Origin of the sequence: Salinicoccus cyprini (genome assembly GCF_007713705.1) — a bacterium.
Classification (GTDB): Bacteria; Bacillota; Bacilli; order Staphylococcales; family Salinicoccaceae; genus Salinicoccus; species Salinicoccus cyprini.
This window is the reverse complement of record NZ_VMSJ01000001.1, coordinates 651,145-676,898: the sequence shown is the minus strand read 5'-3', so window position 1 is coordinate 676,898 and position 25,754 is coordinate 651,145. Positions and strand designations below refer to the sequence as shown.

At 46.0% G+C, this 25,754-nt stretch carries 30 protein-coding genes, 1 riboswitch and 1 other annotated feature; of the genes, 5 read left to right on the top strand and 25 right to left on the bottom strand.

Features of this window, described 5'->3' with window-relative positions; translation table 11 throughout:
* Window positions 1–5 precede the first annotated feature (5 nt).
* The 10 genes from obgE to FO441_RS03230 form a co-directional block, all read right to left on the bottom strand.
* Window positions 6–1,286 (bottom strand): GTPase ObgE, encoded by a 1,281-nt coding sequence (gene obgE, locus FO441_RS03275; protein WP_145285723.1) that lies wholly within the window; start codon window positions 1,284–1,286, stop codon window positions 6–8.
* Window positions 1,287–1,378: 92 nt separating this feature from the next.
* Complete coding sequence (gene rpmA / locus FO441_RS03270) at window positions 1,379–1,663, bottom strand: 50S ribosomal protein L27 (RefSeq protein ID WP_145285720.1); 285 nt, start codon at window positions 1,661–1,663, stop codon at window positions 1,379–1,381.
* A gap of 10 nt (window positions 1,664–1,673) precedes the next feature.
* A complete protein-coding gene (locus FO441_RS03265) occupies window positions 1,674–1,994 on the bottom strand; it encodes a ribosomal-processing cysteine protease Prp (RefSeq protein ID WP_145285717.1) in 321 nt (106 codons plus the stop codon).
* Complete coding sequence (gene rplU, locus FO441_RS03260) at window positions 1,994–2,302, bottom strand: 50S ribosomal protein L21 (RefSeq protein WP_145285715.1); 309 nt, start codon at window positions 2,300–2,302, stop codon at window positions 1,994–1,996. The genes FO441_RS03265 and rplU overlap by 1 nt, the downstream gene beginning before the upstream one ends.
* Before the next feature lie 14 nt (window positions 2,303–2,316).
* Window positions 2,317–2,390 (bottom strand) — a sequence feature (ribosomal protein L21 leader region).
* Window positions 2,391–2,432: 42 nt separating this feature from the next.
* Window positions 2,433–2,951, bottom strand: coding sequence for a rod shape-determining protein MreD (gene mreD / locus FO441_RS03255; protein WP_145285713.1), 519 nt, complete (start codon window positions 2,949–2,951; stop codon window positions 2,433–2,435).
* Between the two features lies 1 nt (window position 2,952).
* Window positions 2,953–3,801, bottom strand: a complete 849-nt coding sequence (gene mreC, locus FO441_RS03250; protein WP_145285710.1) for a rod shape-determining protein MreC — start codon at window positions 3,799–3,801, stop codon at window positions 2,953–2,955.
* Between the two features lie 270 nt (window positions 3,802–4,071).
* A complete protein-coding gene (locus tag FO441_RS03245; protein WP_145285707.1) occupies window positions 4,072–5,226 on the bottom strand; it encodes an aminotransferase class I/II-fold pyridoxal phosphate-dependent enzyme in 1,155 nt (384 codons plus the stop codon).
* Complete coding sequence (locus tag FO441_RS03240; RefSeq protein WP_145285705.1) at window positions 5,226–6,029, bottom strand: MetQ/NlpA family ABC transporter substrate-binding protein; 804 nt, start codon at window positions 6,027–6,029, stop codon at window positions 5,226–5,228. Before FO441_RS03240 ends, FO441_RS03245 begins: the two co-directional genes overlap by 1 nt.
* 1 nt (window position 6,030) lies before the next feature.
* On the bottom strand, window positions 6,031–6,690 hold the full coding sequence (locus tag FO441_RS03235; RefSeq protein WP_145285702.1) for a methionine ABC transporter permease: 660 nt from the start codon (window positions 6,688–6,690) through the stop codon (window positions 6,031–6,033).
* Window positions 6,674–7,696: a methionine ABC transporter ATP-binding protein gene (locus FO441_RS03230; protein WP_145285699.1), complete on the bottom strand. Its 1,023-nt coding sequence runs from the start codon at window positions 7,694–7,696 to the stop codon at window positions 6,674–6,676. The genes FO441_RS03235 and FO441_RS03230 overlap by 17 nt, the downstream gene beginning before the upstream one ends.
* A 60-nt stretch (window positions 7,697–7,756) precedes the next feature.
* Window positions 7,757–7,860: riboswitch (SAM riboswitch) on the bottom strand.
* A gap of 210 nt (window positions 7,861–8,070) precedes the next feature.
* On the opposite strand from FO441_RS03230, the gene FO441_RS03225 reads away from it, so the two are divergent.
* Both FO441_RS03225 and FO441_RS03220 read left to right on the top strand, forming a co-directional pair.
* Window positions 8,071–8,631 carry a hypothetical protein gene (locus FO441_RS03225; RefSeq protein WP_145285696.1) on the top strand — a complete coding sequence of 187 codons (561 nt, stop codon included), beginning with the start codon at window positions 8,071–8,073 and terminating at the stop codon, window positions 8,629–8,631.
* 98 nt (window positions 8,632–8,729) lie between these two features.
* A complete protein-coding gene (locus FO441_RS03220) occupies window positions 8,730–9,689 on the top strand; it encodes a GrpB family protein (protein WP_145285693.1) in 960 nt (319 codons plus the stop codon).
* Between the two features lie 76 nt (window positions 9,690–9,765).
* Here FO441_RS03220 and FO441_RS03215 read toward each other — a convergent pair whose 3' ends face one another.
* The 14 genes from FO441_RS03215 to FO441_RS03155 form a co-directional block, all read right to left on the bottom strand.
* Window positions 9,766–11,517, bottom strand: a complete 1,752-nt coding sequence (locus FO441_RS03215; RefSeq protein WP_145285690.1) for an ABC transporter ATP-binding protein — start codon at window positions 11,515–11,517, stop codon at window positions 9,766–9,768.
* Entirely contained in the window at window positions 11,514–13,250 is a 1,737-nt protein-coding gene (locus FO441_RS03210; protein ID WP_145285687.1) for an ABC transporter ATP-binding protein, read from the bottom strand. The genes FO441_RS03215 and FO441_RS03210 overlap by 4 nt, the downstream gene beginning before the upstream one ends.
* Before the next feature lie 486 nt (window positions 13,251–13,736).
* Window positions 13,737–14,099 (bottom strand): hypothetical protein, encoded by a 363-nt coding sequence (locus FO441_RS03205; protein ID WP_145285684.1) that lies wholly within the window; start codon window positions 14,097–14,099, stop codon window positions 13,737–13,739.
* A gap of 11 nt (window positions 14,100–14,110) precedes the next feature.
* Window positions 14,111–14,794, bottom strand: a complete 684-nt coding sequence (radC, locus tag FO441_RS03200; protein ID WP_145285681.1) for a RadC family protein — start codon at window positions 14,792–14,794, stop codon at window positions 14,111–14,113.
* Window positions 14,791–15,495 (bottom strand): prepilin peptidase, encoded by a 705-nt coding sequence (locus FO441_RS03195; RefSeq protein ID WP_246095038.1) that lies wholly within the window; start codon window positions 15,493–15,495, stop codon window positions 14,791–14,793. The genes radC and FO441_RS03195 overlap by 4 nt, the downstream gene beginning before the upstream one ends.
* 268 nt (window positions 15,496–15,763) lie before the next feature.
* On the bottom strand, window positions 15,764–15,910 hold the full coding sequence (locus tag FO441_RS12565; RefSeq protein WP_186365455.1) for a hypothetical protein: 147 nt from the start codon (window positions 15,908–15,910) through the stop codon (window positions 15,764–15,766).
* Between the two features lie 146 nt (window positions 15,911–16,056).
* Window positions 16,057–16,866 carry an aldo/keto reductase family protein gene (locus tag FO441_RS03190; protein WP_222927802.1) on the bottom strand — a complete coding sequence of 270 codons (810 nt, stop codon included), beginning with the start codon at window positions 16,864–16,866 and terminating at the stop codon, window positions 16,057–16,059.
* A 518-nt stretch (window positions 16,867–17,384) separates the two neighbouring features.
* The gene (locus FO441_RS03185) at window positions 17,385–17,861 is read right to left on the bottom strand and encodes a SprT-like domain-containing protein (RefSeq protein ID WP_145285673.1); all 477 of its coding nucleotides are present in this window, start codon (window positions 17,859–17,861) and stop codon (window positions 17,385–17,387) included.
* Window positions 17,862–17,920: 59 nt separating this feature from the next.
* Complete coding sequence (locus tag FO441_RS03180) at window positions 17,921–18,481, bottom strand: DNA-3-methyladenine glycosylase I (protein WP_145285670.1); 561 nt, start codon at window positions 18,479–18,481, stop codon at window positions 17,921–17,923.
* A 149-nt stretch (window positions 18,482–18,630) separates the two neighbouring features.
* Window positions 18,631–19,623, bottom strand: coding sequence for an LLM class flavin-dependent oxidoreductase (locus FO441_RS03175; protein ID WP_145285668.1), 993 nt, complete (start codon window positions 19,621–19,623; stop codon window positions 18,631–18,633).
* Window positions 19,624–19,641: 18 nt separating this feature from the next.
* A complete protein-coding gene (locus FO441_RS03170) occupies window positions 19,642–19,875 on the bottom strand; it encodes a DUF896 domain-containing protein (protein WP_145285665.1) in 234 nt (77 codons plus the stop codon).
* 59 nt (window positions 19,876–19,934) lie between these two features.
* A complete protein-coding gene (locus FO441_RS03165; protein WP_145285662.1) occupies window positions 19,935–20,417 on the bottom strand; it encodes an RrF2 family transcriptional regulator in 483 nt (160 codons plus the stop codon).
* A 167-nt stretch (window positions 20,418–20,584) separates the two neighbouring features.
* Window positions 20,585–21,328: an NAD-dependent epimerase/dehydratase family protein gene (locus FO441_RS03160; protein WP_186365454.1), complete on the bottom strand. Its 744-nt coding sequence runs from the start codon at window positions 21,326–21,328 to the stop codon at window positions 20,585–20,587.
* Between the two features lie 13 nt (window positions 21,329–21,341).
* Window positions 21,342–21,707 carry a cupin domain-containing protein gene (locus FO441_RS03155; protein ID WP_145285657.1) on the bottom strand — a complete coding sequence of 122 codons (366 nt, stop codon included), beginning with the start codon at window positions 21,705–21,707 and terminating at the stop codon, window positions 21,342–21,344.
* An 85-nt stretch (window positions 21,708–21,792) separates the two neighbouring features.
* Between FO441_RS03155 and FO441_RS03150 the strand changes: the two genes are divergently transcribed.
* Window positions 21,793–22,677 carry an alpha/beta fold hydrolase gene (locus FO441_RS03150; RefSeq protein ID WP_145285654.1) on the top strand — a complete coding sequence of 295 codons (885 nt, stop codon included), beginning with the start codon at window positions 21,793–21,795 and terminating at the stop codon, window positions 22,675–22,677.
* 25 nt (window positions 22,678–22,702) lie between these two features.
* On the opposite strand, the gene FO441_RS03145 is transcribed toward FO441_RS03150, so the two are convergent.
* Window positions 22,703–23,065, bottom strand: a complete 363-nt coding sequence (locus FO441_RS03145; RefSeq protein ID WP_186365453.1) for a hypothetical protein — start codon at window positions 23,063–23,065, stop codon at window positions 22,703–22,705.
* Between the two features lie 113 nt (window positions 23,066–23,178).
* Here FO441_RS03145 and fosB point away from each other — a divergent pair, with 113 nt between their 5' ends.
* Together fosB and FO441_RS03135 are read left to right on the top strand one after the other, a co-directional pair.
* Window positions 23,179–23,598, top strand: coding sequence for a FosB/FosD family fosfomycin resistance bacillithiol transferase (fosB, locus tag FO441_RS03140; RefSeq protein WP_145285650.1), 420 nt, complete (start codon window positions 23,179–23,181; stop codon window positions 23,596–23,598).
* A gap of 314 nt (window positions 23,599–23,912) precedes the next feature.
* Window positions 23,913–25,751 carry a hypothetical protein gene (locus tag FO441_RS03135; protein ID WP_145285647.1) on the top strand — a complete coding sequence of 613 codons (1,839 nt, stop codon included), beginning with the start codon at window positions 23,913–23,915 and terminating at the stop codon, window positions 25,749–25,751.
* Window positions 25,752–25,754 lie beyond the last annotated feature (3 nt).

Here is a 25,754-nt window from a genome sequence, read left to right as displayed (position 1 = left end):
CACCATCATTCTACGAATTCGAACTCTCCGCCAAGTATCCTTACAGTGTCGCCCGTCTGAATGCCACGCTCACGCAAAGCGTCATCGATACCCATGGAACGCATCTGTCTGGCGAACCTTCTGATGGCAGCTTCCCTGTTGAAGTCCGTCATCTTGAACATACGCTCAATGGCGTCGCCTGTAACAACAAAGGCACCGTCATCATCCCTTGAGATCTTGAAGGCATCCGGATCTTTTTCGTAGCGGTAGAGCACACGGTGATCCGTCTCTTCGACCACTTCTTCCGTTTCCGGCGTCTCCTCAAGCAGATCTGCTACACGGTAGAGTACCGTATCAAGGTTCTGGCGGGTGGCTGCTGAGATTTCATGAATTTCCTTGTCTTCTCCGATTGCCGACCTGAACTGTTCGAAGATTTCATCATCCTCTACCAGATCGACCTTGTTCAGCACAATGATCTCCGGACGCTTCAGCAGACTTTCATTATATAGGCCCATCTCTTCACGGATGATCCTGTAGTCATCGATCGGATCGCGCCCTTCGAGGCCGCTGATGTCGATGACATGAACGATGACCCTGGTGCGTTCCACATGTCGCAGGAACTGATGGCCGAGACCGGTCCCTTCAGACGCACCTTCAATCAGTCCCGGCAGATCCGCCATGACGAACGAGCGCCCGTCTCCGGTCTGGACCACGCCAAGATTCGGCTTGATCGTCGTAAACGGATAATCTCCCGTCTTCGCCTTCGCCTTCGAAACGGCACTCAGTATCGTTGATTTGCCCACACTCGGGAAGCCGACTAGACCAACATCCGCAAGCAGCTTCAGCTCCATCGTCACTTCGAATTCCTCGCCCGGTTCACCGTTTTCGGCAAAATCCGGTGCCGGATTGCGGGAGGATGCAAACCTGGAGTTGCCGCGTCCCCCACGGCCTCCTTTGGCGATGACCATCTGGGCACCATGGTGCACGAGGTCGGCCAGTGTTTCACCGGTATCTTTCCTTTTGACAATCGTACCCGGTGGCACTTTAAGTACGAGCGGCTCGCTGTTTCTGCCGTGTGCATTCGAACTCATGCCGTTCTGGCCGTGCTTGGCCTTGAAATGGCGCTGGTAGCGGAAATCCATCAGTGTTCTCAGTCCCTCATCGACTTCGAAAATGATATCCGCACCGTTGCCGCCATCGCCGCCTGCCGGACCACCCAGTGGTACATATTTCTCTCTTCTGTATGCAACAATGCCGTTACCGCCATTGCCGGCTTTCAAGTATATATCTACCTGATCTATAAACATCGTCTCACCTCTATCCTTCAATATTATAGCATAACCGATCTATCCCATTTAATGAAAAAGGACATCAGCTTTGCTGATGTCCACTCAATTCTTTATTTTGCTTCCTTGTATACGGAAACGCGCTTCTTGTCGCGACCGATGCGTTCGTATTTTACAACGCCGTCGATTTTGGCGAAAAGTGTGTCATCTCCTCCGCGTCCAACGTTCTCACCCGGGTGGATCTTAGTACCACGCTGGCGGAAAAGAATGGATCCGCCTGTAACGTGCTGACCATCCTGCCTCTTGGCGCCAAGACGTTTGGATTCGGAATCACGGCCGTTTTTAGTTGAGCCTACACCTTTTTTGGATGCGAAAAATTGAAGATTCAGTTTAAGCATTGCTTTCACCTCACTTGAAATTTAATGTGATATGTTCACCATATTCTTCTTCTATCGTCTTTAATGAAATGATCATGCCTTCAAGAAGTATCTGCATCTTGTCATTATCCGGATCGTCCGCTTTGAATCGGAGTGAGCCGGATTCCTCATCCATTTCAATCGCCGGATTGGCTCCGGTCATATTGAGAATGGCATTTACAGAACCGAAAACGACTGCTGAAGCGCCAGCACAGACAATGTCCTTGCCATATTCATCAAACATGGCGTGACCTTCCATCCCGAAGGATGTCACCTGTCCCTTATCGTCTATATTGAATTCCACATGGATCATTACGCGTCGATCTTTTCAACTGTCAGCTTTGTATAAGGCTGACGATGACCTTGTTTACGCTTGTAGTTCTTTCTGCGTTTGAATTTCACTACGTCGATCTTCTTGCCGCGGCCGTGTTTTTCAACTTTAGCGGATACAGTAGCACCTTCAACTGTAGGTACACCAATTTTAACAGACTCTCCACCTACGAAGAGCACTTTGTCGAAAGTGAAGGCATCTCCAGCTTCTGCGTTGAGTTTTTCAACGTAGATTGTCTGACCCTCTTCAACTCTGATCTGTTTACCACCTGTTTCGATAATTGCAAACATACTTACACCTCCTAATATAAAATAAGACACGCCATCTACAGGTGGATATGCATCACTTGAACCTGTAATTGAGCGGTTGATGTCTACATTATCACCAACTATTGCATTATATCAGCACCTCAGGCCGGTGTCAATGCTTTGGCAGTACCTCTTTTCTGACCCTTGACGTTTTCAGGGCGATGACATACACCACGGTAAAGAGCAGCGCATTCAGCAGCAGGCTCGGTGCCGCGCGCAGCGCCATATAGTCGAATACCGGCTTGTCCACCAGGTCGAGGATGATATGGAGCAGGTAGATGTATATGTCATACAGCATCGTCAGCAGCAGCACGACGAAAGCCATGGCGACAAAATCCTTATGGAACACCCGGAAGGCAGTGTGCATGAACAGGACGAAGGCCACCATGCCGAAAGCATGGATGCCATACACCGATCCTATGTAGAAGTCGAGCATTGCACCGAAGACGACTGCGAGCAGGATGCTCATTCTGGAACCTGTATAGATCGACAGCAGCAGAATGAACATCAGAAGTACGCGCGGAACGAAATAGACTTCGACATCACTGACGATGATCGGGCTGAAGCCGGCAAATGCAAAGTCCACATACATCAGCAGGAACGAGGTGAGAAATATCATGATGGCTCTCATGCTAGTCCTCCATCGATTCCGGGCTTCTCTCGATGACGAAGACCACATCGACATTATCTGCATTACTTTTCAATTGCACATAAGCGTTCTGGCTGAGACCATATTCATCATTCTCCACTTCGACCACCGTGCCGATCAGGAGACCTTCCGGATAGTTGCCGACAAGACCGCTTGTAAAGACTTCATCTCCCGGGGAGAGCCCGCTGCGGTTCTTTATATTCTCGACGACAAGCAGATTTCTTTCCTTGTCGTACTTCTGGACATTGCCGTAGATCGGAGTGCCGTCATGCATCACTTCGACCGAAAGATTATTCTGCGACACCGAAGTCGTCAGCATCTCGACATAGCTCGTCCCCCCGTTGACACGTGTCACTGTACCGATCAGCCCTTCTGGTGTCATGACCGCCATGCCTGTAGTGAGGCCATCCGTTTCACCCTTGTCGATTGTGAAACTGTTCAGCCACTGGTCATGCGATCTTGAAATCACCCGTGCATTGATGCTCTCGTAGGACTGCCTGGAACTGATATCGAGCGCTTCCCGAAGTTCTTCGTTCTCAGCCTCGAGCCGTTCGATGTCCGCCTGCATCTGGGGCAGCATTTCAAGCTGCGCCCGCAGTTTTTCATTTTCCTCAACCGCATTGAAGCTGCGGGTGATCGTGCCGAAAAGGCTTCCGACAAAATCGAATGGTGCATTGATGATCATCTGCGAACCAGCTGCTGCATCGGCAGTGAACTGTTCAGCACGGGTCGTGGAACTCCGATCCGTCATGGAAAAGCCGATGAGCAGAATTAAAATGATGATGCCAAACAGAATGATCAGCATGCGATTCCGGTTGAAAAGCCTGTTCACAATCCAACGCCTCCAATTAGTCCTTAATATCTGATTAAAAGAATACCACACTCGGGCGAGTGTGATAAGCATATGTAAAATAAAAAATAGAGAGGCGGCAGCCTCTCTATAACAGATAAGATAATAATATATATGATATCTAGAACATGTTGCACTGTTCTATCGGAGGCCACCTTCATGAGACATTCATTACTTTGTGACCTGTTATGTTATCTATAATGTTACATGCATTTGATATTAATATCAAGTACTTTCGAAAAATTTTTTCCATTACTGCCATAAATGTTTGATCTGCTGGAATCTTGACACCGTCTCTCGAAGCACGGCATCCTCCACAGCAAGGGAGATTCTGATGTAGTCCTTGCCTCTCGAACCGAAAGGAAAGCCGGGAGTAACGAGAATCGACAGCTCCTGGATGAGATAATCCCTGAACGATTCCCCATCGTATCCTGAAGGTACCTTGATCCAGCCGAATATGCCGCCTTTGATCGGATTGATCGGAACTCCCATGTCAGTAAAAGCATCCGTCACCATGGCACTCCGACGCCTGAACTTCTCCTTCTGGCCTGACAGAATCTCCCCTTCATTCCGAAGCCCCGCGGCTGATGCATCCTGTGTCACGCCCCACATGCCCGTCTGCGTGTGATCCTGATACGTATTGATGGCTTCGATCATCTCCCTGTTGCCGACCGCAAAGCCGGTGCGGAAACCGGACATGTTGAAGCCTTTCGACAGCGAGTAGATTTCGATGGCGCAATCAAGATTCGTGTCACTCTCGAGGATGCTCGGATGCGGATTGTCGAATGAAAATGTGGCGTAGGCGAAGTCATGGACGATCCTGGTACGTGTCTCTTTGAACCTCTCCACTGTCCGGTCGAAGAATGCCTTATCGGCAACCGCCCCGAGCGGATTGGATGGGTAGTTCAGGTAGATCAGCCGCGCATTCTGAAGTTCGTGGTCCGGCAGGCTGTCATAATCCGGAAGGTAGCCGTTCTCAGGGAGCAGCGGCAGGTCGTATGTTTCACCGCGTGCAAGCATGACACCGGGACCGTAGTCCGGATAGCCCGGGTTCGGGAGGAAAACACCCTCCCCCGGTTCAATAAAAATCATCGGAAACTGGACCAGTGCACTTTTCGTTCCATAGAGGAGCGCAATGTTATCATCTTCGAGGTCCACATCATAATGCTTTTTATAGAAGGTTTTGATTTCATGCTTGAAGGACGGCTTTCCCCTGAAGCTGACGTATCGCTGATTTTCTTCCTTATATACCGACTCTGTGACTGCTTCAAGTATCGGTTCCGGAGTGCGGCCGTCCGGAATGCCGACTGCCAGATTGATGAGCGGCAGCGGTCCCGGTTCAAGTTCACTCGACATTGCGGTTTTGAAATAGCTTTCCGGTATACTGTTCAATAGTCTGTTTGCCATTACTGTCCCTCCGGTTTATCGAATCCCTGGAACCTGCTGTCTATCGTATCTTGAAAATGATCGGACTTCACTGCCTGGATCAGGTCCTCTGCAAGCTTGCTGTCCTCATCGGTTGCATTGATGACAACCTGGTTTCTGAAGTTTTCATTCATATTCTCAAGCTGCAGTGCATCTGCCAGGTCCATGCCGCTTGCCAGAGCAAAGTTCCCGGGTACAAGCGACAGTCCGATCTGATCCACGCTTCTTGGCAGCTGGCCGGAATCCTGATAGACGAATTCCAGGTTCTTGTTATTCTGTATGATATCAGATTCCTCGACTGCGAGCATATTGGCATCCTCGGCAATTTCGATCAGTCCGGCATCAACGAGCGTATGGAAGCCTCTGGACGAGTTGACCGGATCGAGCGGCAGTGCGACTTCGCTGCCATTTTCGATCTCCTCCAATGATTCGTATTCACTGGAATAAAGCCCCATCGGCGCCGTCGGGACCTGGATGAGATTGGTGAAGTCCGTACCGTTTTCTTCATTGAAATCGGACATGAAGGACTTGTTCTGGTATAGATTGGCATCGAGATCCCCATTATGCAGCGCATTATTCGGCTGTATGTAGTCGGTGTACTCGACGATTTCAACCGTATAGCCCTGGTCCTCAAGTGCCGGCTTCAGGGCAAAATTCACCATGTCACTGTAAGGTCCAGTGGAAGCACCGATTGTGATGACTTCCCCTTCTCCTTCATACAGCAATGCACTGGAGCCGATGATGACTGCCAGAGTCGAAGCTAGAAATATCAATATTCCTCGCATATCAGTTCCCCTCCTGTCTTCTGGTCAAAAAATCTCCGATCAGCTGTACAAGCTGTACGATGATGATCAGGACGACGACAGTGGCAACCATTGTCACTGTGTCATAGCGGTAGTATCCATAGCGGATGGCCAGATCGCCGATGCCGCCACCCCCGACGACACCTGCAGTCGCACTGAAAGCGATGATGGAGATGATTGTCAGCGTGATGCCCTGGGTGAGACCACGGCGCGCTTCAGGTATGAGTACATCCGTAATGATTAGCGGCAGGGAAGCCCCGCCTGCGATGCTCGCTTCGATGACCCCTTTGCTGACGCCATTGAAACTCGTCTCAGCTAGTCTGGCAAAGAGCGGTATTGCTGCGATGGACAGTGCCACGCTGGCAAATACAGGACCGTGCGAGCTGTTTGTCAGCCATGTTGCCACCGGCATGATGGCCACGATGAGTATGATGAAAGGAAACGAACGGATGACGTTGGTGATGGCGCCTAGAACCTGGTTCAACGGCTTTATTCTGAACAGCAGCGGGTTTGCTGTAACATACAGCAGTATGCCGAGCGGCAGTCCGACAAGTACCGCAAAGAATATGGAGACCGATACCATTAGCGTGGTTTCAAGCAGTGCACGGTAGAGCAGCGGTGCAATTTCAGACAGTCTCTGCATGGATTTCAGCCCTTTCTATGCCATTGGATTCGTCGATGAATATTTTGAGCCTTGTGATTTCTTCAATGTCACCTTTGACATGCAGCATCAGGAAGCCGAGCGGCATATCATGGATGTATTCGATCCGGCCGTTCAGTATGCTGATGTCACAGTCGAAATGACGATAGAGCTGATTGACATAGTTCGCCTCTGCATTCTCATTCAGAAACTTGATGGTGATGACCTCGGATCGCTCATTGATTTCAATGTGTGCCGGAATAATGAAATCGTAGATGTCCTGGACGAACCCTTTCGTCACTGCGTGCTTTGGATGGCTGAAAATGCTGTAGACATCATCACTCTCCACAATCTCTCCCGCCGTCATGACCCCGACCCTGTCAGCAATCTCCTTGATGACTTCCATTTCATGTGTAATCAGAACGATGGTGATGCCAAGCTCCTTGTTGATCCTCTTGAGCAGCTTCAATATCGTCTTCGTCGTATCCGGATCCAGTGCACTGGTCGCTTCATCGCACAGAAGCACTTCAGGATGATTAGCAAGCGCCCGAGCGATTCCAACCCGCTGCTTCTGCCCGCCACTCAGATTGCCAGGGTAGCTGTCCGCCTTGTCACTCAAGCCCACAAGCGCAAGCAGCTCTTCTATACGCCCTTTGACCTTCTTCTTGTCGTACTTGCTTGCCTTAAGAACAAACTCGATGTTTTGATAGACAGTCTTCGACTCGATCAGGTTGAACTGTTGGAAGATCATGCCGATCTTCTGCCTTTTATTTCTTAGATCCTGCCCTGAGAGCGAATTGAGTTCCGTCCCATTGACACTGACCCTGCCGGAACTCGGATGCTCCAGAAGGTTGATCAGCCTGAGCAGCGTACTCTTCCCTGCACCACTGAAACCGATGATGCCGAATATCTCCCCGTCACTTATCGATAAGGACAGCTTTTTCAGAGCCTCTACTTTCCTGCCATTCACTTCGTACGTCTTTGATACATCTTCAAGTACAATTGCCATCCGATCACATCCTCTATGTAAAATAAAAAAACCATCTGCCGAAATGGCAAATGGTTTCTACGATTATCTGCCAAGCCTCCGCTTGTAGGATTTAGCACAGTACCCGGGTGAGCCTGCTGCTGAAGCTTCAAAGGGCCTATTCCCTCCACTTCTCTGGATAACAGTATTCAGTTGAATGATGATAACTCTACATGACACCAGGAGAAATGTCAACATTCAGATAGTTTGGATTTACGAAACTTGGTAATTACCTGTTCCTATCCTATCGGTATATAATAGATATGATTAGGAAACCTTCATCGAAACGGTACATCTTCAGAATAATCGACGCAGCAGCCAGCTTCACTTTTGATGCATGAAGGAGCGTGTTTAGGATGAACAAGGAAATATCCGAAAAGACATTGCCCGTCCCCAAACTTCTCCATGAACTTTTTGGCAGAAGGACAACAAAGGCGGAGTTGGCCATTGTGCTGGCGAGCTGCATTCTTCTTTCCTCAATACTGCTTTTTCACACATTTGATGAATGGTCAGAGCTCGCAGTGTGGAAGATGATACTACTGGTCATACTGACACTCGATATCACCGGGGGTGTGGTGGCCAATGTTACAAAAGGTACGAATGAATACTATCAGGGAAGTCCTGAAGCCAGGTTGGTATTTCTGACCATCCACGTCCAGCCGCTGATACTGGGCTGGATCTTCGGCAACTTGCTTTTATGTGCAATCATCTGGATTTTCACCATATCTGTCGCATGGATTATTACCAGAATTGAAAAAAGAGATCTACAGCGTACTGCCGGTATGGCATCTGCCCTACTGGGACTCGGCATACTGACGCTGCTCTCTGACACACATTTTATTCTGAATGGACTGCTCGCCTTATATATATTGAAGCTCGTTTTAAGCTTTGCGGTTGATCATGATAAAGCCAAGTAATATGAGCATTATCTAAAGGCGCTTGAATTAGAACGGAAATAGATAGCAAAAATATAGATAAAGGGATACAGAACCTATTATAAAAATGAGGTGAATTTATGCGAAAGCTGGAGTTGGTTTCTTACAGAAAAAGCTGGGAAGATGACTTTAACAGAGAAGCTAAGAAGATACAGGCAGTTTTTGCTGAAGAGCTATTGGACATACACCACATTGGAAGTACTGCAATCCCGGAAATGGTCGCCAAACCTATAATCGATATCCTGGTAGAAGTTCAAAATGTTCAACACGTAGATTCATATAATACTATGATGGCTGAGCTTGGGTATACTGTAAAAGGAGAGAACGGAATAGTTGGCAGAAGATTTTTTGTTAAGCATATAAATAACAGCAGAACACACCACGTACATATTTACCAATCAGGCAAAAGCGAAGTTAGTAGACATTTGGCTTTTAGAGATTATCTGGTTGAAAATCCACAAGAAGCAGCAAAGTACAAACGCCTTAAAAAGGAGCTCAGCGTGCACCAGGTTTTTAATGTTGAAGAGTACCAGAAAATGAAGTCTTCACTAGTAAACGAGCTGACAGAAAGTGCGATCAACTGGGCGAGTCAAAATAAGAAGGTTTCTGTCATAGGATTTATCATACGTGAAAAAGATGATGGAATTCATGAGTTGCTAACACTGTCTTTTGATTCTGACAAAGTCTCCACCTTACGTATTCCTGGAGGCGGCGTAGAAGAAAAAGAAGACGTGATAATGGCTCTTAACCGTGAAATACATGAAGAAACAGGTTTGTTGAATACGAAACTCGTACGGAAATTAGGGTGTGTAACCTACTACAAACCTTTCATCAAAAAGATGGTTGAACGTCATGATTTTCTGTTGTATGCCCCTTCGAATACTGAGGACTTCTGGGCGCATAAAGTTACTGGAGAAGACAAAGATGACGGTATGCATTTTAAATATAACTGGATACAGTCTGTTGACTTCGGAAAAGTGGATGGTGAACTTAGAACTTTCCTAGAGCCGGTTTCTATTCCTGAACTATTTAAGTCATGAATAATTTTCTATCTACCAATTGTTATAAAAACAAGAAACCATCTGCCTTGATCAGCAGATGGTTTCTTTAACATATCTATGCATTCATCGCTTTCGGCTGGCCGAGCTGCATGGTGTACATCTTGGCGTACTCCTTGCCTGAGGCAAGAAGTTCTTCATGATTGCCCTTTTCAACAATGCGGCCGCTATCAAGCAGCAGAATCTGACCTGCGTGCTGGATGGTCGACAGACGGTGGGCAATAATGAAGGTTGTGCGATTTGCACTGACAACCTTCATGGCATGCTGGATCATTTGCTCGGTTTCGGAGTCGATGTTGCTTGTGGCTTCATCAAGTACGAGCACTTTCGGGTTGAATACCATAGCGCGTGCAAATGAAATGAGCTGGCGTTCTCCAAGTGACAGTGTCGAACCGCGTTCGGTCAGTTCGGTGTGCATATCGTCGTTCATGCGTGACAGCATTTCCGCACCGCCGACACTGAGGAGTGCCTGCCTTGCTTCTTCTTCAGAAATCTCTTCGTTGTTCATCCGCAGATTGAACAATAGTGACCCACTGTAGATGAAGGGATCCTGAAGTACAATTGACATGTGCTGTCTCAAGGACTGTTTGCTGAATTCGCGTGTATCCTTGCCATCGAATAGAATTTTTCCTTTGACCGGGTCATAGAAACGCATCAGCAGGTTGATGATCGAGCTCTTGCCGGAACCGGTATGACCGACAAGCGCCACGGTTTCTCCCGGCGACACATCTATACTGATGTCTTTGAGCACTGTATGTTTGTCATCGTAGGAGAAGCTGACCTCCTTGAAGGCAATATGACCGGTGAAGCTGCCCAGGTTTTCTTCCTGCTCCGCTTCGATTTCTGCATCCAGCAGCTCAAATACTTTCACTGCAGCGACACGTGCCTGCTCATAGATGTCCAGTTCACCGATGATATTGAACAGTGGGTTGAAAAACCGTGTCACATAGTCCACGAGTATATACATCGTTCCCACCGACAATGCCGTTGATGCATCCAGGAAACTTGATGCGAATATATAGACCATCACTGCAAACAGCAGCGATCTCAATGTCCCCATCAGATTCTGGCCTGTGGCACTTTCAAGCTTGATCAGGCTGCCTGTACTCTTAAGATAGTCATTATTCAAAGCTTCAAACTCCCGTGTAATCTGTTCTTCCCTGTTGAAAACCTGGATGATCGGCATGCCGCTGATTGATTCGTTGATCATCGCATTGATGTCACTGTTGCGTTCCCTTCTCATATGGTTGTAGTCATTCGAATACTTCCGATATAGAATCATCCAGACGATGATGATTGGTACGAACAGCAGCATGACCAGACCGGTCCAGATGTTGATGAAAAGCGTAACGACTGTGATCGCCCCGATGGTCAGAGTGCTGACAAGAAACATCGGAAGAACAATTGAGAACATATGCAGAATGGATTCCGTGTCGTTTGTAATCCTTGCCACCACCTTGCCCGCTGGGAGATCGTCGAAATAGCGGATCGGCAACTTTTGTACATGCTGAAATACATCATTTCTGATTTTCTGAACCACCAGTGCTCCCGAATTCTGAAGGACAACCTCCTGGAAGTAGCTAAATATGGCGTACAGAAGATTGGTCCCTAGAAATACCGCCAGCAGCTGATAGATCGGCAGCATCTCGATCTGCCCTTCACCTCCCTGGATATGACGATCCAGAATGATCATGGCGATCACCGGTCCGAGCAGTTCAAAGCCGACCATCAGTATCATCAGAATGATACCGAGGGCGAACCATCCCTTGAAATATAGCGCATAATTGATCAGTCTCTTAAGTTCTTTCATATTGTTTCACCTCCAGTCCGGTAGTAGTCATTCTGCTGGCTGTACCAGCCACCGGTTGCTGACAGCGTTTCGTGCGTTCCCATTTCTACAACCTGCCCATCGTCCAGTACCGCAATCAGATCTGCGTGCTGTACGGCAGATAGTCTATGCGTAACGATGATGGTCGTCTTGCTGGTACGATTTCGTCTGATGCCATCGATGATCCGCTTCTCGGTCTTCGCATCAACCGCACTGAGTGCATCGTCCAGTATCAGAATATCGGGGTCACGGATCAGGCTTCTCGCAATGGAGATGCGCTGCTTCTGTCCGCCACTCAGGGCGATGCCCTTTTCACCGACCATCGTATCAAGGCCTTGTGGCATACGTTTCAGATCTGTATCAAGTGCACTGAGTGCAATGGCTGCCTCAAGCTCAGCTTCAGTCGCTTCCGGATTGCCGAAAAGGATATTTTCCCTGACAGTTCTTGAGAACAGTATGTTCTCCTGGGAGACATAGCCGATCTTCTCTCGCAGTGCCTTCTTATCGAGCTCGGCAATGCTCTTACCATCGATGACCAGTCCCCCCTCCCCTTCCGGATAGAATTTCAGAAGCTGTTTGACGAGCGTCGACTTCCCGCTGCCGGTCCTGCCGACAATGCCGAGTGTCTCACCGCTCTTGAGTTCGAACGTAATATCCTGCAAGTTCGTTCGTGTGCTGAGCGGATACTGGAATGACAGCTTGTCAAAGTCCATACCCGCATTCGTCATCATCATGTTACCCTGGTGCTTCACGTCGTCTTCCGTATCAAGCACTTCATCGATGCGGGTCAGTGATGCATTTCCACGCTGCATCACATTGAACAGCATGCCGACCGCGAACATCGGCCAGACCAGCATGTTCAGGTACACGTTGAAAGCGACGATATCGCCGACCGAAATGATGCCGCGATTGGCAAGCACTGCCCCATAGCCGAAAGCGACCATGAAGCTGAATGTCGTTACAATGACGGTCAGCGGTCTGAACAGCGCATCCAGACGTTCGACTTTCATGAACTTCTGCAGATAGTCGTCCGTCATACCCTTAAAGCGGTTGTTCTCCGCTTTTTCCTGAACATAGCTTCGGGTCAGCCTGACCCCTTCGACAATTTCCAGCACGGAGTCATTCATCACACTGAACGCCTCCTGGCTTTCCTTATGGGCCTCATTGATCTTCTTGCCGAGACGCTGCTCGACAATGGCCAGAATCGGCAGAGGCAGGAGCGCAAAAAGCGTCAGCTGCCATGAAATTGTGAAGCCCATGACCAGAATGATTGTCAGCATGAATGATGTCGCATCGACCAGTGTCAAGAGTCCTATGCCGGTCGCCATATTGACACTGCGCAGATCATTCGTCGCCTTCGCCATCAGATCGCCCGTCTTATTGCGTTCATAGAAGCTCGGAGACAGAAGCAGAAATTTGCGCATCAGTTTCATCCTGATGATGCCCTCGATCTTCTTCGCTCCGTCAAACAACAGATAGGACCATATATAGGTCGCTGTGTACGTCAATACAGTCACGGCAAGAAAGATGATGACAAGCTGCCACATGAGCCGCTCCGTCATCTCACCGTTGCCGATGAAGTCGATTGTCCGCCCGATCAGCTGTGCCGGAATCACTTCCAGTACATTCGCTATCAGGAGCACACCGATGATTGTTGTATACTTCCATTTGTTTTCTTTAAAATACCATCTCAGTTTCCATAGAAACTCAAACATGATAACACCACCCTGTTCTTACCAGGGCACTCAATCCACAATTACAGTCGAGAGCATCCTCTGGTAGTCTTTGTTGAAATATTCGTTGTTGTCATTGCATCAAGCTGTCTTTTGCATTTTGAATTCGGCATATCATCACCCCTAGAGTTCGGAATATTCTTATAAATTACAACAAAAAAAGTGCGCACTATTAATGTGCACACTGATATCAGGCATAAAAATAGGGAGGCTTGCGCCTCCCCTAACAGATAAGAAATAATATATATGATATCTAGATTAGAACCGGAGTGGGTTAGAATCTATCGAAGGAGGCAATAATATGAAGTTGTTTTTCGAAGAAGTAAGTTGCAGTAATCATAAAATTGACCTCCTTGTTATGTAATTTATAAGATATATAAATCATAACGTACATTATTTCGGTTTTCAACACATTTTACAAAACTAACAGGGTTGTAATAGAGTTGTAATATTTTGGTGTAATTTTCCTTACCAATCCGAGGTGTAGTAAAGGTCATACTTATCATAGTTGATGAATTTCGCATGATAGAAGTCGCAAGCGGCCTGATTGATGTAGTTATGATATATTCGATCGTATTCATATGAACCGAAAAAAGGTCCAGGAAAAACAGGCATCAAAAGATTTGCTTTTTCCGGAGAATGTCGCACCTCGTTCAATGTCAGATAGAGTTCATTTATTGTTTTATTTGTAAGTTTAATCTTCCCACAATTTTCGATTTCGTATCTTCTCACAAAATACCCTTGCAATGCATTGAACTTTCTATAGTAGCTGTATTCTATCACTTCCTTTGTTTCCTTTTCCTGCAGGTATAAATACATATCAAGACCCATAAGATTCCTCCCTATTTAATAAAGTTCATTTCTTTTAGACTGATGAATTTACCGGCTCCTATAATGATATGATCCAGAAAATCCACACCGATCATATCACCGCAGTCATGAAGCCGCTTGGTCACCTCAATGTCTTCCCGGGATGGTGATGGATCCCCGCTTGGATGGTTATGAACACAGATTATGGCTGCAGCACTCCTTTTAACTGCTTCCTTATAGACTTCCCTTGGATGTACTATGGATGAATTCAGCGATCCTTTAAACATGGTTTCCTGGTGGATGACCATATTTTTGGTAGATAAGTATAGAACAACGAAATGTTCCTGCTGATAATATCTCATTTTCTCCATCAGGAAATCACTTACATCTTCAGGGCTTTTGATGTAGACATCTTCTTCCAGAGAATGTGTATGCATTCTGATCGCTACTTCAATTACAGCGAGAATTGTAATTGCCTTGGCTTCTCCAATACCTTTTATGCTGATCAGTTCCTGATAGGTAAGATCTCTCAATTCACGTATCGACTTCATATCTTTTATAATCCTGTTGGCAACAGTAACACTTGATTCCTCCCTGTTTCCAGTATTGATGATGATGCCAAGCAGTTCCTGGTTGGTCAGCTTATCAGCGCCATAGTTCATCAGCCTTTCCCTGGGTCTATCGGCATTATGCATTTCTTTGATCAGCATTGTCATAGAAAACCTCCAAAGTATATTTGGTTCATTTCTTCATACAGCAGGAACGAAAGAATGAGTGCATTCGTTATGAATGGCACCAATGGTATTTTGCTCGGTATCTTGTTCTTGTATAAATGAAGGATGATAATAAACAGACCACCAATTATATAAGTCATCAAAATTGTATATATAAAGAAGTTGACTGGTGTTATGAGTGTGATTACAGTAAACAGTTTGATATCTCCATATCCGATAGATTCAGAGAAAAGATAGTAGAACAGATGCAAGATAAGGATGATCACAATATCTTCCCAGATGTTGAGGTAGGACAGTTCAGTCAAATATAGACCAGTAAACAGGAACAGAAGATTCATATGATCAGGTATTTTATATGTTTTTATATCATTTAAAGAAATAGGGATGAGAAGCGTAATTACCAGGTAGTACAACGTGAAGTCTTTTAGAGAGAGATCATAGAATACAGGAAGAATATAAAAGAAAACCAAGAGAAGTTCGCACAAAAAGGTACCCCGGTCAATTTTGGAATGGCAATGCAAACATTTTCCTTTTAAAGCCAGAAAACTGACAAGTGGTATAAGCTCTGGCCAATTCAGTGTATGACGACATGAATCGCACCGACTCCTTCTATAAAGAAAGTCACTATTTTCAGCACATGCCAAAGCATAGATGAATGAAGCAAGTATACCTCCAAAAATCATTATCCAGATCATTTCATCCCTCCTTTGATAGCACTATATTAACCGCACTTTCCCGTTCTGTAAAAAGGCAAAAACAAGGTAATTTGATGAACCTCAAATAAAAACAGCAGTACTGTATGAAAAAATAGACAGTACCCGGTTTTCTGTACTCTTGGAAGGAGATTTCATACATAAATAATGTGTAAACGTACTGGCCAGAGCAATTCAAGTTCTGAAAAAAAACGACAGCTGAAATTTAGCTGTCGTCTTCAAAGTATTTATTCAGATATTACTCCGGCCATTCCCTCATCAGCTTATACCCCGAATTCTTCAAAAAGTCTTCTACCATTTCGTTCGATAACCCTTGCATATTGATGCCATTCTGCAGTACAGTGATATGCATCCTGGAAGTGTACTCGAGTGTTTCGAGTGCCATCTTTTCTTCTTTTGGACATAGAAAAAGCTCCCTTCAAAGTTTCACTTTTTAAGTGTCTACTTTGAAGGGAGCATACCAGATTACAAGGAATATACCTTTTGAAATGATTCAGCTTTCAGTTTGCAGCACCATTGGAACTATTAAGATTACAGATCAGCAATACGTTGACGATCATCTGCTGTAAGCTCAAAATCGAAGATGTCCAGGCTTTGGGCCTGATGCTCTTTATTGTGGGATTTAGGAATGACAATGACGTCCCGTTCAATCTGATAGCGCAGGACAACTTGGGCGTATGTCTTGCCATAACGATCGCCTATTTCCTGCAGCACTTGCTTCGCATCCTCATCTATACCAGCGAGCGGCGACCAGGCGACAGTAGCGATATCATTTGATTTATTATAATCAATCAATGCATCATTCCATTTTCCAACGTGCGATTCAATCTGGTTGACATCCGGTTTGACTGTTCCATTTTGAAGTATTGGATCAAGATGCTTTTCTTCAAAGTTTGAAACACCTATGGATTTAAATACACCACGATTATAATACTCTTCTAAAACACGCCAGACTTCTACAATTTCATCACTGTTATCCCACGGAAAATGGATCAGGAACAGATCTATATAGTCAGTCTGCAGTTTCTCCAGACTTTTTTCAATTTCAGCGGTTATCCAATCATGGCCGGCAAATCCTTTATTTGTGTTCAACTTGGTAGTGATGAAGTAATCCTCACGTTTAAGGTCTGATTGGTTGAGTCCTTTACCGACGACTTCTTCGTTGGCGTAGACTTGGGCAGAGTCGAAATGACGGTACCCATTTTCAATTGCCCAGTCGATTTCCTGGGTGTCTCCTCTCAACTCGCCTTTGAAGGCGTTGTCTTCTTTGCCATACGTATTCGTACCACTACCGACTACCGGAATTTCCAATTCATTGTTCAATTTGACCAATTTCATCATAAATCCTCCAGTTTAATTTTTCTCTAGTGTCGACTTTGAACGGAAGTATATCAAGACAAAGTTGAAATGACTCTTGTTTGAACGTCTGCCTCAATATGTTTTTTTACCCGTTTCTTGTTCAACTGAATCAAACGGCATCTGGACAAGCATTTCATAGGACACTGGTAGATTGAACAATGTCCATTTTCAGCACCTGTCATAACGCCTGACATCATATCCCATATTTCACCTTCCAGGACATCTTTTTTAGCAGTGTAGATGTGATTCGAGAATGCATTGAAATTGGACGAAATTAAAAAGTTGAGTGTGAAATAATAGAACTTTCATCTGAGCTTGGTGGATACCATGCTTTCTTCATATCCCCCTATTCCTGATGAAATCAACCTTACAAGATAACCTTGAGCATTAAAAAAGAACTTCGGATGAAGTTCTTTTTCTTTGAAAATTTATAGGTAGCTGATTGCGGGCTATATCTTAGACTGGATATCCTGTGCGCTCCATACTCCAATAGCTCCTGGTTATTTTGCAGTCACACCTACATACGTAAACTTCCCACGGCATCTTCGGCAGATATACCGCTTCTCATACCCTTTCGTGTTCTTACTGAACTGGTATCTGCATTTCCGGCATTCATACAGATGGCTCTGCCCTTTATACATATGGGTCCGTGTCTTTGATATTCCCAACCGGTCCAATGTCCTGATGAACGTGGCATCCGAATCCCTATACGGCTGTCCAGTGGCAAATAGAGCATAATGGACGCATTCATGGTATAGGACATCAAGGATGGTTTCGTGTGGATTATTCTTTATGAATTCGTCGGACATGACGATTTCCATGCCCTGAGGATTCTTCTTGCCTCTGACATACTTGATGCGGAATGCACCCAGATTTGATTTCATCCGCTTTGAAACGCGGATGGGTATGCCGAGTGGCATATCAAATGCTCTTTTAAGAAAGTCATCAGCATATTTTTCGAGCTGTCTCTGCTCCACTTAATTCACCTCTTGTAGTTCTTTAACGATTATTCATTCTAATATCTCTCATTTTTCATCTATCTATTCAAAGTATGAAACTTGCAGGATCTGATATGATCATCCACCATGCCGATTGCCTGCAGGAAGGAATATGTGGTTACTGGTCCTACGAATTTGAAACTCCTCTTTTTAAGGTCTTTACTGATCTGGACGGATAAAGGAGACTGCGGAGGTATTTGCGCATCTGTTTCCCAGCTATTAATGACCGGTTCATATTCGACAAAGCGCCATAGGAAGTCGGAAAAACTATTGAACTCCTTTTGAATCTTCAATACCGCCTGAGCATTGGTGGGCACAGATTGAAGTTTCGCAAAGTGCTTGATGACATTACCGTTTTCTCTTATTGATTCCAGATCCTCATCACTGAGTCCAGCGCAATACTCGATATCAAAGTTGTTGAACGCTGCCTGATACGCTTCTCTTTTCGCCAGGACAATACTCCATGACAGACCGGCCTGTGCGCCTTCCAATATCAGCATTTCGAAAATATACCGGTCATCATAATTCGGTCTGCACCACTCTTCATCATGGTAGGTCTGCATGAGTGCATTGCCTTGTGGCCATGAACATTGCTCCATTGATGGACGCCTCCTTTGATCTTGTTGAACCTACTTTACCATTTTTAATAGGACAACTGTGTGTCATATCAATAATAGTAGTTGAAACTCTTTTGTAGAAATAGCAATAAAAAACCAGGATATATGATGATATCCTGGTTTCAATATTTCTATAGCAGCTCTTTCGCAAGCAGTCTGTACACATTGAGGCGTGTTTCCTGAGCATGCGGTATGCTGACGATCATGGCTTCATCGAAGCCGTATTTCTCCTGTTCCGCTCTGAGCGTGTCGGCAACTTCTTTTGCGGTCCCGACGATGTGCATCGGTCTTCTCTGCTGGATCTTGATCTTGTCCATTTCTGTCAGCGGATAATCTTTTGCTTCATCCGGTGTCAGCGACTGGCCGATCTTGCCTTGTGACAGCCAGAGGCCGGAGATGTCCTGCGGCAGTGCCTGGTATTCCGCTTCTTCCTTCGTCTCCGCGACTGTCACCATATAGCACACGTTGATTTCAGGCTTCTCCATCAGTGTTGATGGTACGAAGTTGTCCCTGTAAGCATCAAGGATGCCTTTGCTGAGCTGACCATTGAAGAACTGTGCGAATGAATATCCAGCACCCATCTTGGCTGTTTCAATGGCACTGTTGCCGCTCGATCCAAGCATCCATGCTTCAGGCAACGTGACGCCTTGTGGCACTGCCGGCGTTGTACCGTAAAGACGGCCTGCCGGTTTCTCATCACTGATCAGCTGCATGGCAATCTGGAATTTCTCGTACATATCATCCATGCCGGGTCTCATGCCTTCGGACAGTGCGTAGATGGCATTGCCATCTCCCCCTGGAGCGCGGCCGACGCCGAAATCGATTCTGCCCGGTGAGAATGCACTCAGTGTCTTGAACACTTCAGCCATCTTGAGCGGTGAGTAGTGCATCATCATCACGCCGCCTGTTCCGATTCGCAGATTTTCAGTTTTCGCTGCCAGTCTGGCTGCCGTGATTTCCGGTGCCGAGCTGACGACGGAATTGATGCCGTGGTGCTCCGCCATCCACATGCGATGGTAGCCGAGTTCATCCGCCAGTATTGCAAGTTCCTCTGCGTTATTCAGCGCATCGACGCCATTGTTGCCTTTCGTTACAGGTGCCTGATCCAGTACACTTAGTCTCATTTGAAACATCCTTTATCTTTATTTATTGAATAGATTGTTGATCTGCTGTTCTCTTTTCAGTTTTTCCGGTGTGACATCATTGCCTTCTGGATCTATTACTGTCAGGCCTGCAAAAGTGTCGAGCACCTGGCCACGGAATTGGCGCATATAGTCTTCACGCAGCTGCATCTGTTCAGCTCCCTCTTCTGCGGTCAGCCCCTGCCATTTCTGTTTGTTTGCCAGTTCATTGATTCGATCCAATCCTACTATCATTCCATTTCACTTCTTTCATTTATTCGGTTCATTGATTCGTAAAATGCAAAACTTCAGTGCTAGATGACCATTTTCTCATCCAGCCATTTTTCAAGTGTCCTCATCTGCTGCTTATAACGGTCCGACTGTATCTGCTCGGTCAAAGACGCAATGGTCTCCCGCTTCAGCACAGACTGCCACGCCGTCTCCGCCTCTTCCATCAGGTTGCCGAGGAAGCAGCAGCGGTCGTTCCCTTCCAGTTCAAGCATGTCACCCAGGATACCGCTCGGTGTATAGATGGACTGCTGTCCCTCGATGGCGACATATATATCGTAGACCCGAATGGACTCGGGCTTTTGTTTCAGTTTGAAACCGCCTTTGGTGCCAGGGACGGAAGTGACCAGATCTGCGCTGGCCATCTTTCTCAGGAGCTTCTGAAAATACGTCGGTGAAGCGCCAATCTGCCTGCTGATCTCATCGCTGTGCAAAACCGCACCCTCTGGGAGCAGATTCAGAAGCAGTGCAGCATAGACCGACTGTTCAACGCCTGTTTTCATTTTCATGTCCATCATCACATCCCTTCACTATAAACCGGATATTTGTTGTCCGATTTAAAACAATTATAGCAGAATAATCATATGCAATCAATTGGTGTGACTTATAGCAAATGAAAATGAAGTACCCCGGAAGTTGGTGTTAAATACCATCCTCCGGGGGTTGTTCAGTATGTTTACCAAAACCTAAAGCCGCACTCTTTGAATCCATCATCTACAGGCTGGTAACCGAAACACTCTCTGGTCTTTTGTATATCGAGTCCTTTGAAATTATTATCGGAAATTGCATTGAGTATTTCAAATGGATTTTCCATAGGCGTCGTAATGCACTGTTCCATCAGATGATTCATATCTTTCGGGCTCAGATAGATGCCCATATCACTTGAACTTAAATTTCCGTCTGTCAGATTCACCGCATCATACGCACCGATTCTAAGTGCAATGATGGGCAAGTTTTCCTGATAGGCGAAGTATGCGGCAAATGCTTCTCCGGAAACTTTGCTCACTCCATACAGGTTTTTCGGTCGCACCGGCATATCGGGACGTGGCTGTACATCTGCAGGATATCCTTTCACCGTGTGTACACTGCTCGCAAAAATCACCCGCTCTACACCCGCTTCCTGAGCGGCTCTGAACACATTGTAGGTACCTTCGATGTTGATGCGCATCACCGATTCAAAATCTGCCTCCGGTGATGGATCTCCTGCAAGATGGATAACGACATCCATTCCCCTGAATGCCTCACGGCAATCTTGAAGGTTTGTAATATCAAGAGAAATACGTTTCATTTCATCATCACCGGGGTCCTCCGAAGACTCATTTTGTATATCGGCTAGAGTCAGATGGTACTTCCCCTTAAGATGTTCAGCCACATTTGATCCAATTCTGCCTGAAGCACCAGTTATCAGTATGTTTTTCATAAGCAATCCCCCTCTAGATCCACACATCGTTTTCAGCTGTCAGATCATCCTCTGCATCACCCGTATTGACAACACCTTTTGGCTCTACAAGCATGATATGACATTCCTTTTCTGCAAATGGTTTATGCTCTACACCTTTTGGCACGACAAACATCTCACCTTTCGACAGCGTGACTGCACCATCACGGAACTCAATAGTCAGCGCACCTTCCAGAACAACGAACACTTCATCCGTGTTCTGGTGCTCATGCCACATAAAATTTCCTTCAACTTTAACCAGCTTGAATTGGTAATCATTCATCTCACTAATCACTTTAGGTGACCAGCGATCGGTAAACTTGGACAGCTTCTCTGAAAAATTAATTGGATGATACCCCATCATCATGCCTCCTTGAAATAATCAATCAACTATCCCCATTATAGGGTATATATACTTAAATTGTTCTAACAAAGGAGACAGAAACATGCTACTCGAGAACTTCCAATTGAAAACGATAGATACCGGTGAAGTGAAAATCAGATTACGCTATGGCGGCGAAGGTCCTCCGCTGCTTCTCTTGCACGGTCACCCTCAGACACATGTAATGTGGCATCGTATCGCACCGCTTCTGGCCAATGACTTTACAGTGGTCATGCCGGACTTGAGAGGATATGGTGACAGTTCGAAGCCTGAAACCACCAGTGACCACTCCCCCTACTCCAAGCGGGTCATGGCCAGGGATCAGATTGCTGTGATGAAGGAATTGGGATTCGACGAGTTTGCGGTGGCCGGACACGACAGAGGTGCGAGATGCGCCTATCGGCTGGCGTTGGATTTCCCTGAAGCTGTCACAAGGCTTGCGGTACTTGATATCATTCCAACCGGTGAGGCATTCAGGCGGACCAATAAAGATTTCGCAACAGAATTCTGGGGATGGTTCTTCATGGCTCAACCCTATGACCTGCCTGAGAGAATGATTGGGGAGAATCCGGATAATTTCTATTTTCGCGGTGATCGATCCATATTCCATCCTGAAGCACTTGCTGAATACATGCGTTGCATCTATCAGCCCGGCACCATCCATGCCATGTGTGAAGACTACCGTGCCGGTGCTTCCATCGATTATGAGCTGGATGAAGCGGATCGGGGTAATAGAAAGATAGACTGCCCTGTCCTCGCCTTATGGAGCGCGCAAGGCGAGCTACCAAAATGGTATGATGTGCTATCCATCTGGCACGATTGGGCGGATGATGTCAAAGGGGGCGGCATAGACTGCGGACATTTTCTGGCAGAAGAAGCGCCTGAGGAAACATATGAGGAATTGTATCGATTTTTCAAGAGTGGAAACGAAAAGACACGCACAATGTAATCAGGTCTAGTAGGATCTCTTTCTATCAACCCTGAACAAAAGCTGAATTTGAACCAAGAACAATATAGACTGTCAGGAGCAGTAGAAGAACAACCCCAGTATAGATGATGAGCTGCTTTCTGGAGTATGCCTTCCTCTCGACGAACAATACAGCAGCAAACCCGATCAAAAATGCAGCCAGATAGCTCATCTTGAAAATGATGACGGCAAGAATGATTCCGATAATAATATATACGATACGCCTTGCTCTCTGTTTTTCCTCTTCGGTTCTGGTTTTCCTGAGCATCAGGGGAACCAGTGGAAAAATCACCACTCCGAGCAGGCCGGTCCATGCGACAATAGCGATGGCGCAACTTCCTTTCATATGGACTGAGAGGACGAAATTCAAGGATGATACCTCACCCACTCTGTCGTTTCATGATTATAGATTATTAATATACCATCACATACGATAATATTAGAGTATCAAATGTATATAAATATTTGAAAGGAGCATTTCAAATGATTCATTCTGTCAATCATGTCTGCTACTCTGTTTCAAACTTGGATGATTCGGTCGAATTCTACAGGGATGTGCTGAAAGGGAAACTACTAGTTAAAGGTCGAACAACAGCGTATTTCGATATCGGCGGCTTATGGATTGCGTTGAACGAAGAGATGGATATACCAAGGAACGAAATACATCATTCCTATACGCATATGGCTTTCACTATCCGCGAAGCAGATTTTGAAGAATGGTATCAATGGCTCAAATCAAAAGACGTCAACGTACTTAAGGGAAGAGAGCGGGATAAAAAAGATGGAAAATCAATCTATTTCACTGATCCTGATGGCCATAAACTGGAGCTCCACACAGGAACACTCCAAGAACGACTGGCTTATTACAGGGAGTCAAAACAACATATGGATTTTTTAATTTAAATTGTAGCAAGGAGAAAGAGATTAATGATCTTTAATAGATACAATATCATGATTACACTACTGATGATTGCTGTTCTGACATTGTTCCTGTCCAATTACATTGGTACTCTCACCTGAACAGTCACATCCCCCTGCCACATTTCTTGCTCTACATACGAGTTAAGACCTCGCCCACTCCAGTAAATTCAAATAGCATCATATACACGGTCATGGAATTAATAAGAAAAAAATGAAACAAATACATTTACTTCTATCTTTTTCATGTAAAATGTATATAATTTAAGAGATCAAATTATCATTAAGGAGCACAAGACTTGAAAATAAAATTAGCGAAACGCATTATCGTTGCAGCTCCAGTGATTACTCTATTGATGTCTTTACTGCCTATGTATACAATACCTGTCGCATCTGCAAGCGAAAGCAACGTTTCCAGATCCCTGAACTGGCTGCAGAAGCAAACGGATCCGCCCTATTACCCTGCACAGTTGTCTCTTTCGCAAAATTACAGCGACGACTATACAGGGCATGTTGAAGGTAATGTGGACTTGTCTTCTTTGTCAGATTATACGCTGGAGACCGTCCCACACATCCAGAGCAATGGAAGCTATGCCAGTGGCTATACGGGTGAAGTGAGCGGAACCTGGAGAAATATCGATTCACCGGAAAACTATTCGGTCGTTATCTATGATAAGACCGATATGAACTATGAGATCGCAAGAGTTGGACTGAACAGTGATGGCACCTGGAATGCAGGTCAGTTGAGAATCCACGGCACGCCGACGATTGTGCTTGTCGATTCTGAAAATAAAGTCCGTGCATATGCAGATCCGGATTCTGCGGAGCAGGTCGTGAGTGAGTATGAAGTATGGATCTACTCTGTGACGGACATGCCATACCTTCAGGCAAAAGTGCCGATCAAGCAGAATGGAGACTTCTCAACCAGAAATCCGGTAGAGGTATGGGGACTTGATGAAGGGATTGCCAATGGTGTCAGTGCAGGCGGAAAAATTGCGAGAGTAGTTCGGGTTGCTGATGAAAAAGTATATGGAACAACAGAAGTGCCAAAGTATCAGTTGATTCGTTCGTATCATGTGCCTATTGATGACCCGGCGAGCATCTCAGGTGTCGACAGCAGAAGCTGGATCTACGACGATGCTCTGGCGGTCATGGCCTTTTCCATGGCTGGAGACTATGGCAGAGCCTCTGCGATCCTCTCTTCACTGACGCAGTTGCAGAATGCGGATGGCTCTTTTGCCTTTTCCTATGACATCTATACAGGGCCGCTGGATGTAACGAAGAGAAGCGGTTCAATCGCGTGGGTGGGAGATTCTGTTGTCAAATATGAAGAGACATTCGGAGATGCCACATATAGAGGACTGGCACTCCGTATTGCCGACTACTTGCTGACGCAGCAGGATCCAAGTACAGGAAGCATCAGGGGAGGACCGGACGTTAGGTGGTACTCCACCGAGCACAACATCGATGCCTACTTCTTCTTCCGGAACCTTGGAGAACTTACTGGGAACGAAAATTATACCCACACAGCAAAAGAAATTCAGAATGCGCTTTTGACTCACCATTGGAACCATGGGGAACAGCGGTTCAATCAGGGAATCGGTGATCCGGCGGCTGCACTCGACACCAATTCATGGGGCGCCATCTTCCTTGAAGCCATAGGAAGATATGATCTATCCGAAACGGCAACCGCCTATATTGACCAGTTTGAAGTGAACAATGCTTCCATGTCGTTAAGCAGTGACCCGCAATCATACAACATGTCCTATCAGACCTCTTCTGTCCTCTCTGGCTATAAACCGTATGGGGACGGGTATTCAGGTGCGCCGAACGTTATCTGGACGGAAGGGACCTGGGGGGTCATCAATCTGTTCATGAGACAAGGAAAAGACGTCAGTCATCTTGTCGAATCGATGTTTGCCATGCAGAATGCCGACCCGGAAGGCGGATTGGTCTATACCAATCAAGGCTACGCTCCACTTCCCTATAAATTGCACGTCTGGCCTTCGGCCGCTGGCACAGCGTGGCAGTATATTACAATGATGAATCCGAAAGGCATATGGGATGATGATAGAAATCATGAAACAGCAGAATCTTCTGCTGACTCTTCCGTCCATAATCCAGCAGACCTGGACTAGTAT

Coding starts and splice junctions, on each gene's coding strand:
- obgE (WP_145285723.1), bottom strand. CDS start 1,286: ATGTTTATAGATCAGGTAGATATATACTTGAAAGCCGGCAATGGCGGT.
- rpmA (WP_145285720.1), bottom strand. CDS start 1,663: ATGCTTAAACTGAATCTTCAATTTTTCGCATCCAAAAAAGGTGTAGGC.
- FO441_RS03265 (WP_145285717.1), bottom strand. CDS start 1,994: ATGATCCATGTGGAATTCAATATAGACGATAAGGGACAGGTGACATCC.
- rplU (WP_145285715.1), bottom strand. CDS start 2,302: ATGTTTGCAATTATCGAAACAGGTGGTAAACAGATCAGAGTTGAAGAG.
- mreD (WP_145285713.1), bottom strand. CDS start 2,951: ATGAGAGCCATCATGATATTTCTCACCTCGTTCCTGCTGATGTATGTG.
- FO441_RS03245 (WP_145285707.1), bottom strand. CDS start 5,226: ATGGCAAACAGACTATTGAACAGTATACCGGAAAGCTATTTCAAAACC.
- FO441_RS03240 (WP_145285705.1), bottom strand. CDS start 6,029: ATGCGAGGAATATTGATATTTCTAGCTTCGACTCTGGCAGTCATCATC.
- FO441_RS03235 (WP_145285702.1), bottom strand. CDS start 6,690: ATGCAGAGACTGTCTGAAATTGCACCGCTGCTCTACCGTGCACTGCTT.
- FO441_RS03230 (WP_145285699.1), bottom strand. CDS start 7,696: ATGGCAATTGTACTTGAAGATGTATCAAAGACGTACGAAGTGAATGGC.
- FO441_RS03225 (WP_145285696.1), top strand. CDS start 8,071: ATGAACAAGGAAATATCCGAAAAGACATTGCCCGTCCCCAAACTTCTC.
- FO441_RS03220 (WP_145285693.1), top strand. CDS start 8,730: ATGCGAAAGCTGGAGTTGGTTTCTTACAGAAAAAGCTGGGAAGATGAC.
- FO441_RS03215 (WP_145285690.1), bottom strand. CDS start 11,517: ATGAAAGAACTTAAGAGACTGATCAATTATGCGCTATATTTCAAGGGA.
- FO441_RS03210 (WP_145285687.1), bottom strand. CDS start 13,250: ATGTTTGAGTTTCTATGGAAACTGAGATGGTATTTTAAAGAAAACAAA.
- FO441_RS03205 (WP_145285684.1), bottom strand. CDS start 14,099: ATGGGTCTTGATATGTATTTATACCTGCAGGAAAAGGAAACAAAGGAA.
- radC (WP_145285681.1), bottom strand. CDS start 14,794: ATGACAATGCTGATCAAAGAAATGCATAATGCCGATAGACCCAGGGAA.
- FO441_RS03195 (WP_246095038.1), bottom strand. CDS start 15,495: ATGATTTTTGGAGGTATACTTGCTTCATTCATCTATGCTTTGGCATGT.
- FO441_RS12565 (WP_186365455.1), bottom strand. CDS start 15,910: ATGGCACTCGAAACACTCGAGTACACTTCCAGGATGCATATCACTGTA.
- FO441_RS03190 (WP_222927802.1), bottom strand. CDS start 16,866: ATGATGAAATTGGTCAAATTGAACAATGAATTGGAAATTCCGGTAGTC.
- FO441_RS03180 (WP_145285670.1), bottom strand. CDS start 18,481: ATGGAGCAATGTTCATGGCCACAAGGCAATGCACTCATGCAGACCTAC.
- FO441_RS03175 (WP_145285668.1), bottom strand. CDS start 19,623: ATGAGACTAAGTGTACTGGATCAGGCACCTGTAACGAAAGGCAACAAT.
- FO441_RS03170 (WP_145285665.1), bottom strand. CDS start 19,875: ATGATAGTAGGATTGGATCGAATCAATGAACTGGCAAACAAACAGAAA.
- FO441_RS03165 (WP_145285662.1), bottom strand. CDS start 20,417: ATGAAAATGAAAACAGGCGTTGAACAGTCGGTCTATGCTGCACTGCTT.
- FO441_RS03160 (WP_186365454.1), bottom strand. CDS start 21,328: ATGAAAAACATACTGATAACTGGTGCTTCAGGCAGAATTGGATCAAAT.
- FO441_RS03155 (WP_145285657.1), bottom strand. CDS start 21,707: ATGGGGTATCATCCAATTAATTTTTCAGAGAAGCTGTCCAAGTTTACC.
- FO441_RS03150 (WP_145285654.1), top strand. CDS start 21,793: ATGCTACTCGAGAACTTCCAATTGAAAACGATAGATACCGGTGAAGTG.
- fosB (WP_145285650.1), top strand. CDS start 23,179: ATGATTCATTCTGTCAATCATGTCTGCTACTCTGTTTCAAACTTGGAT.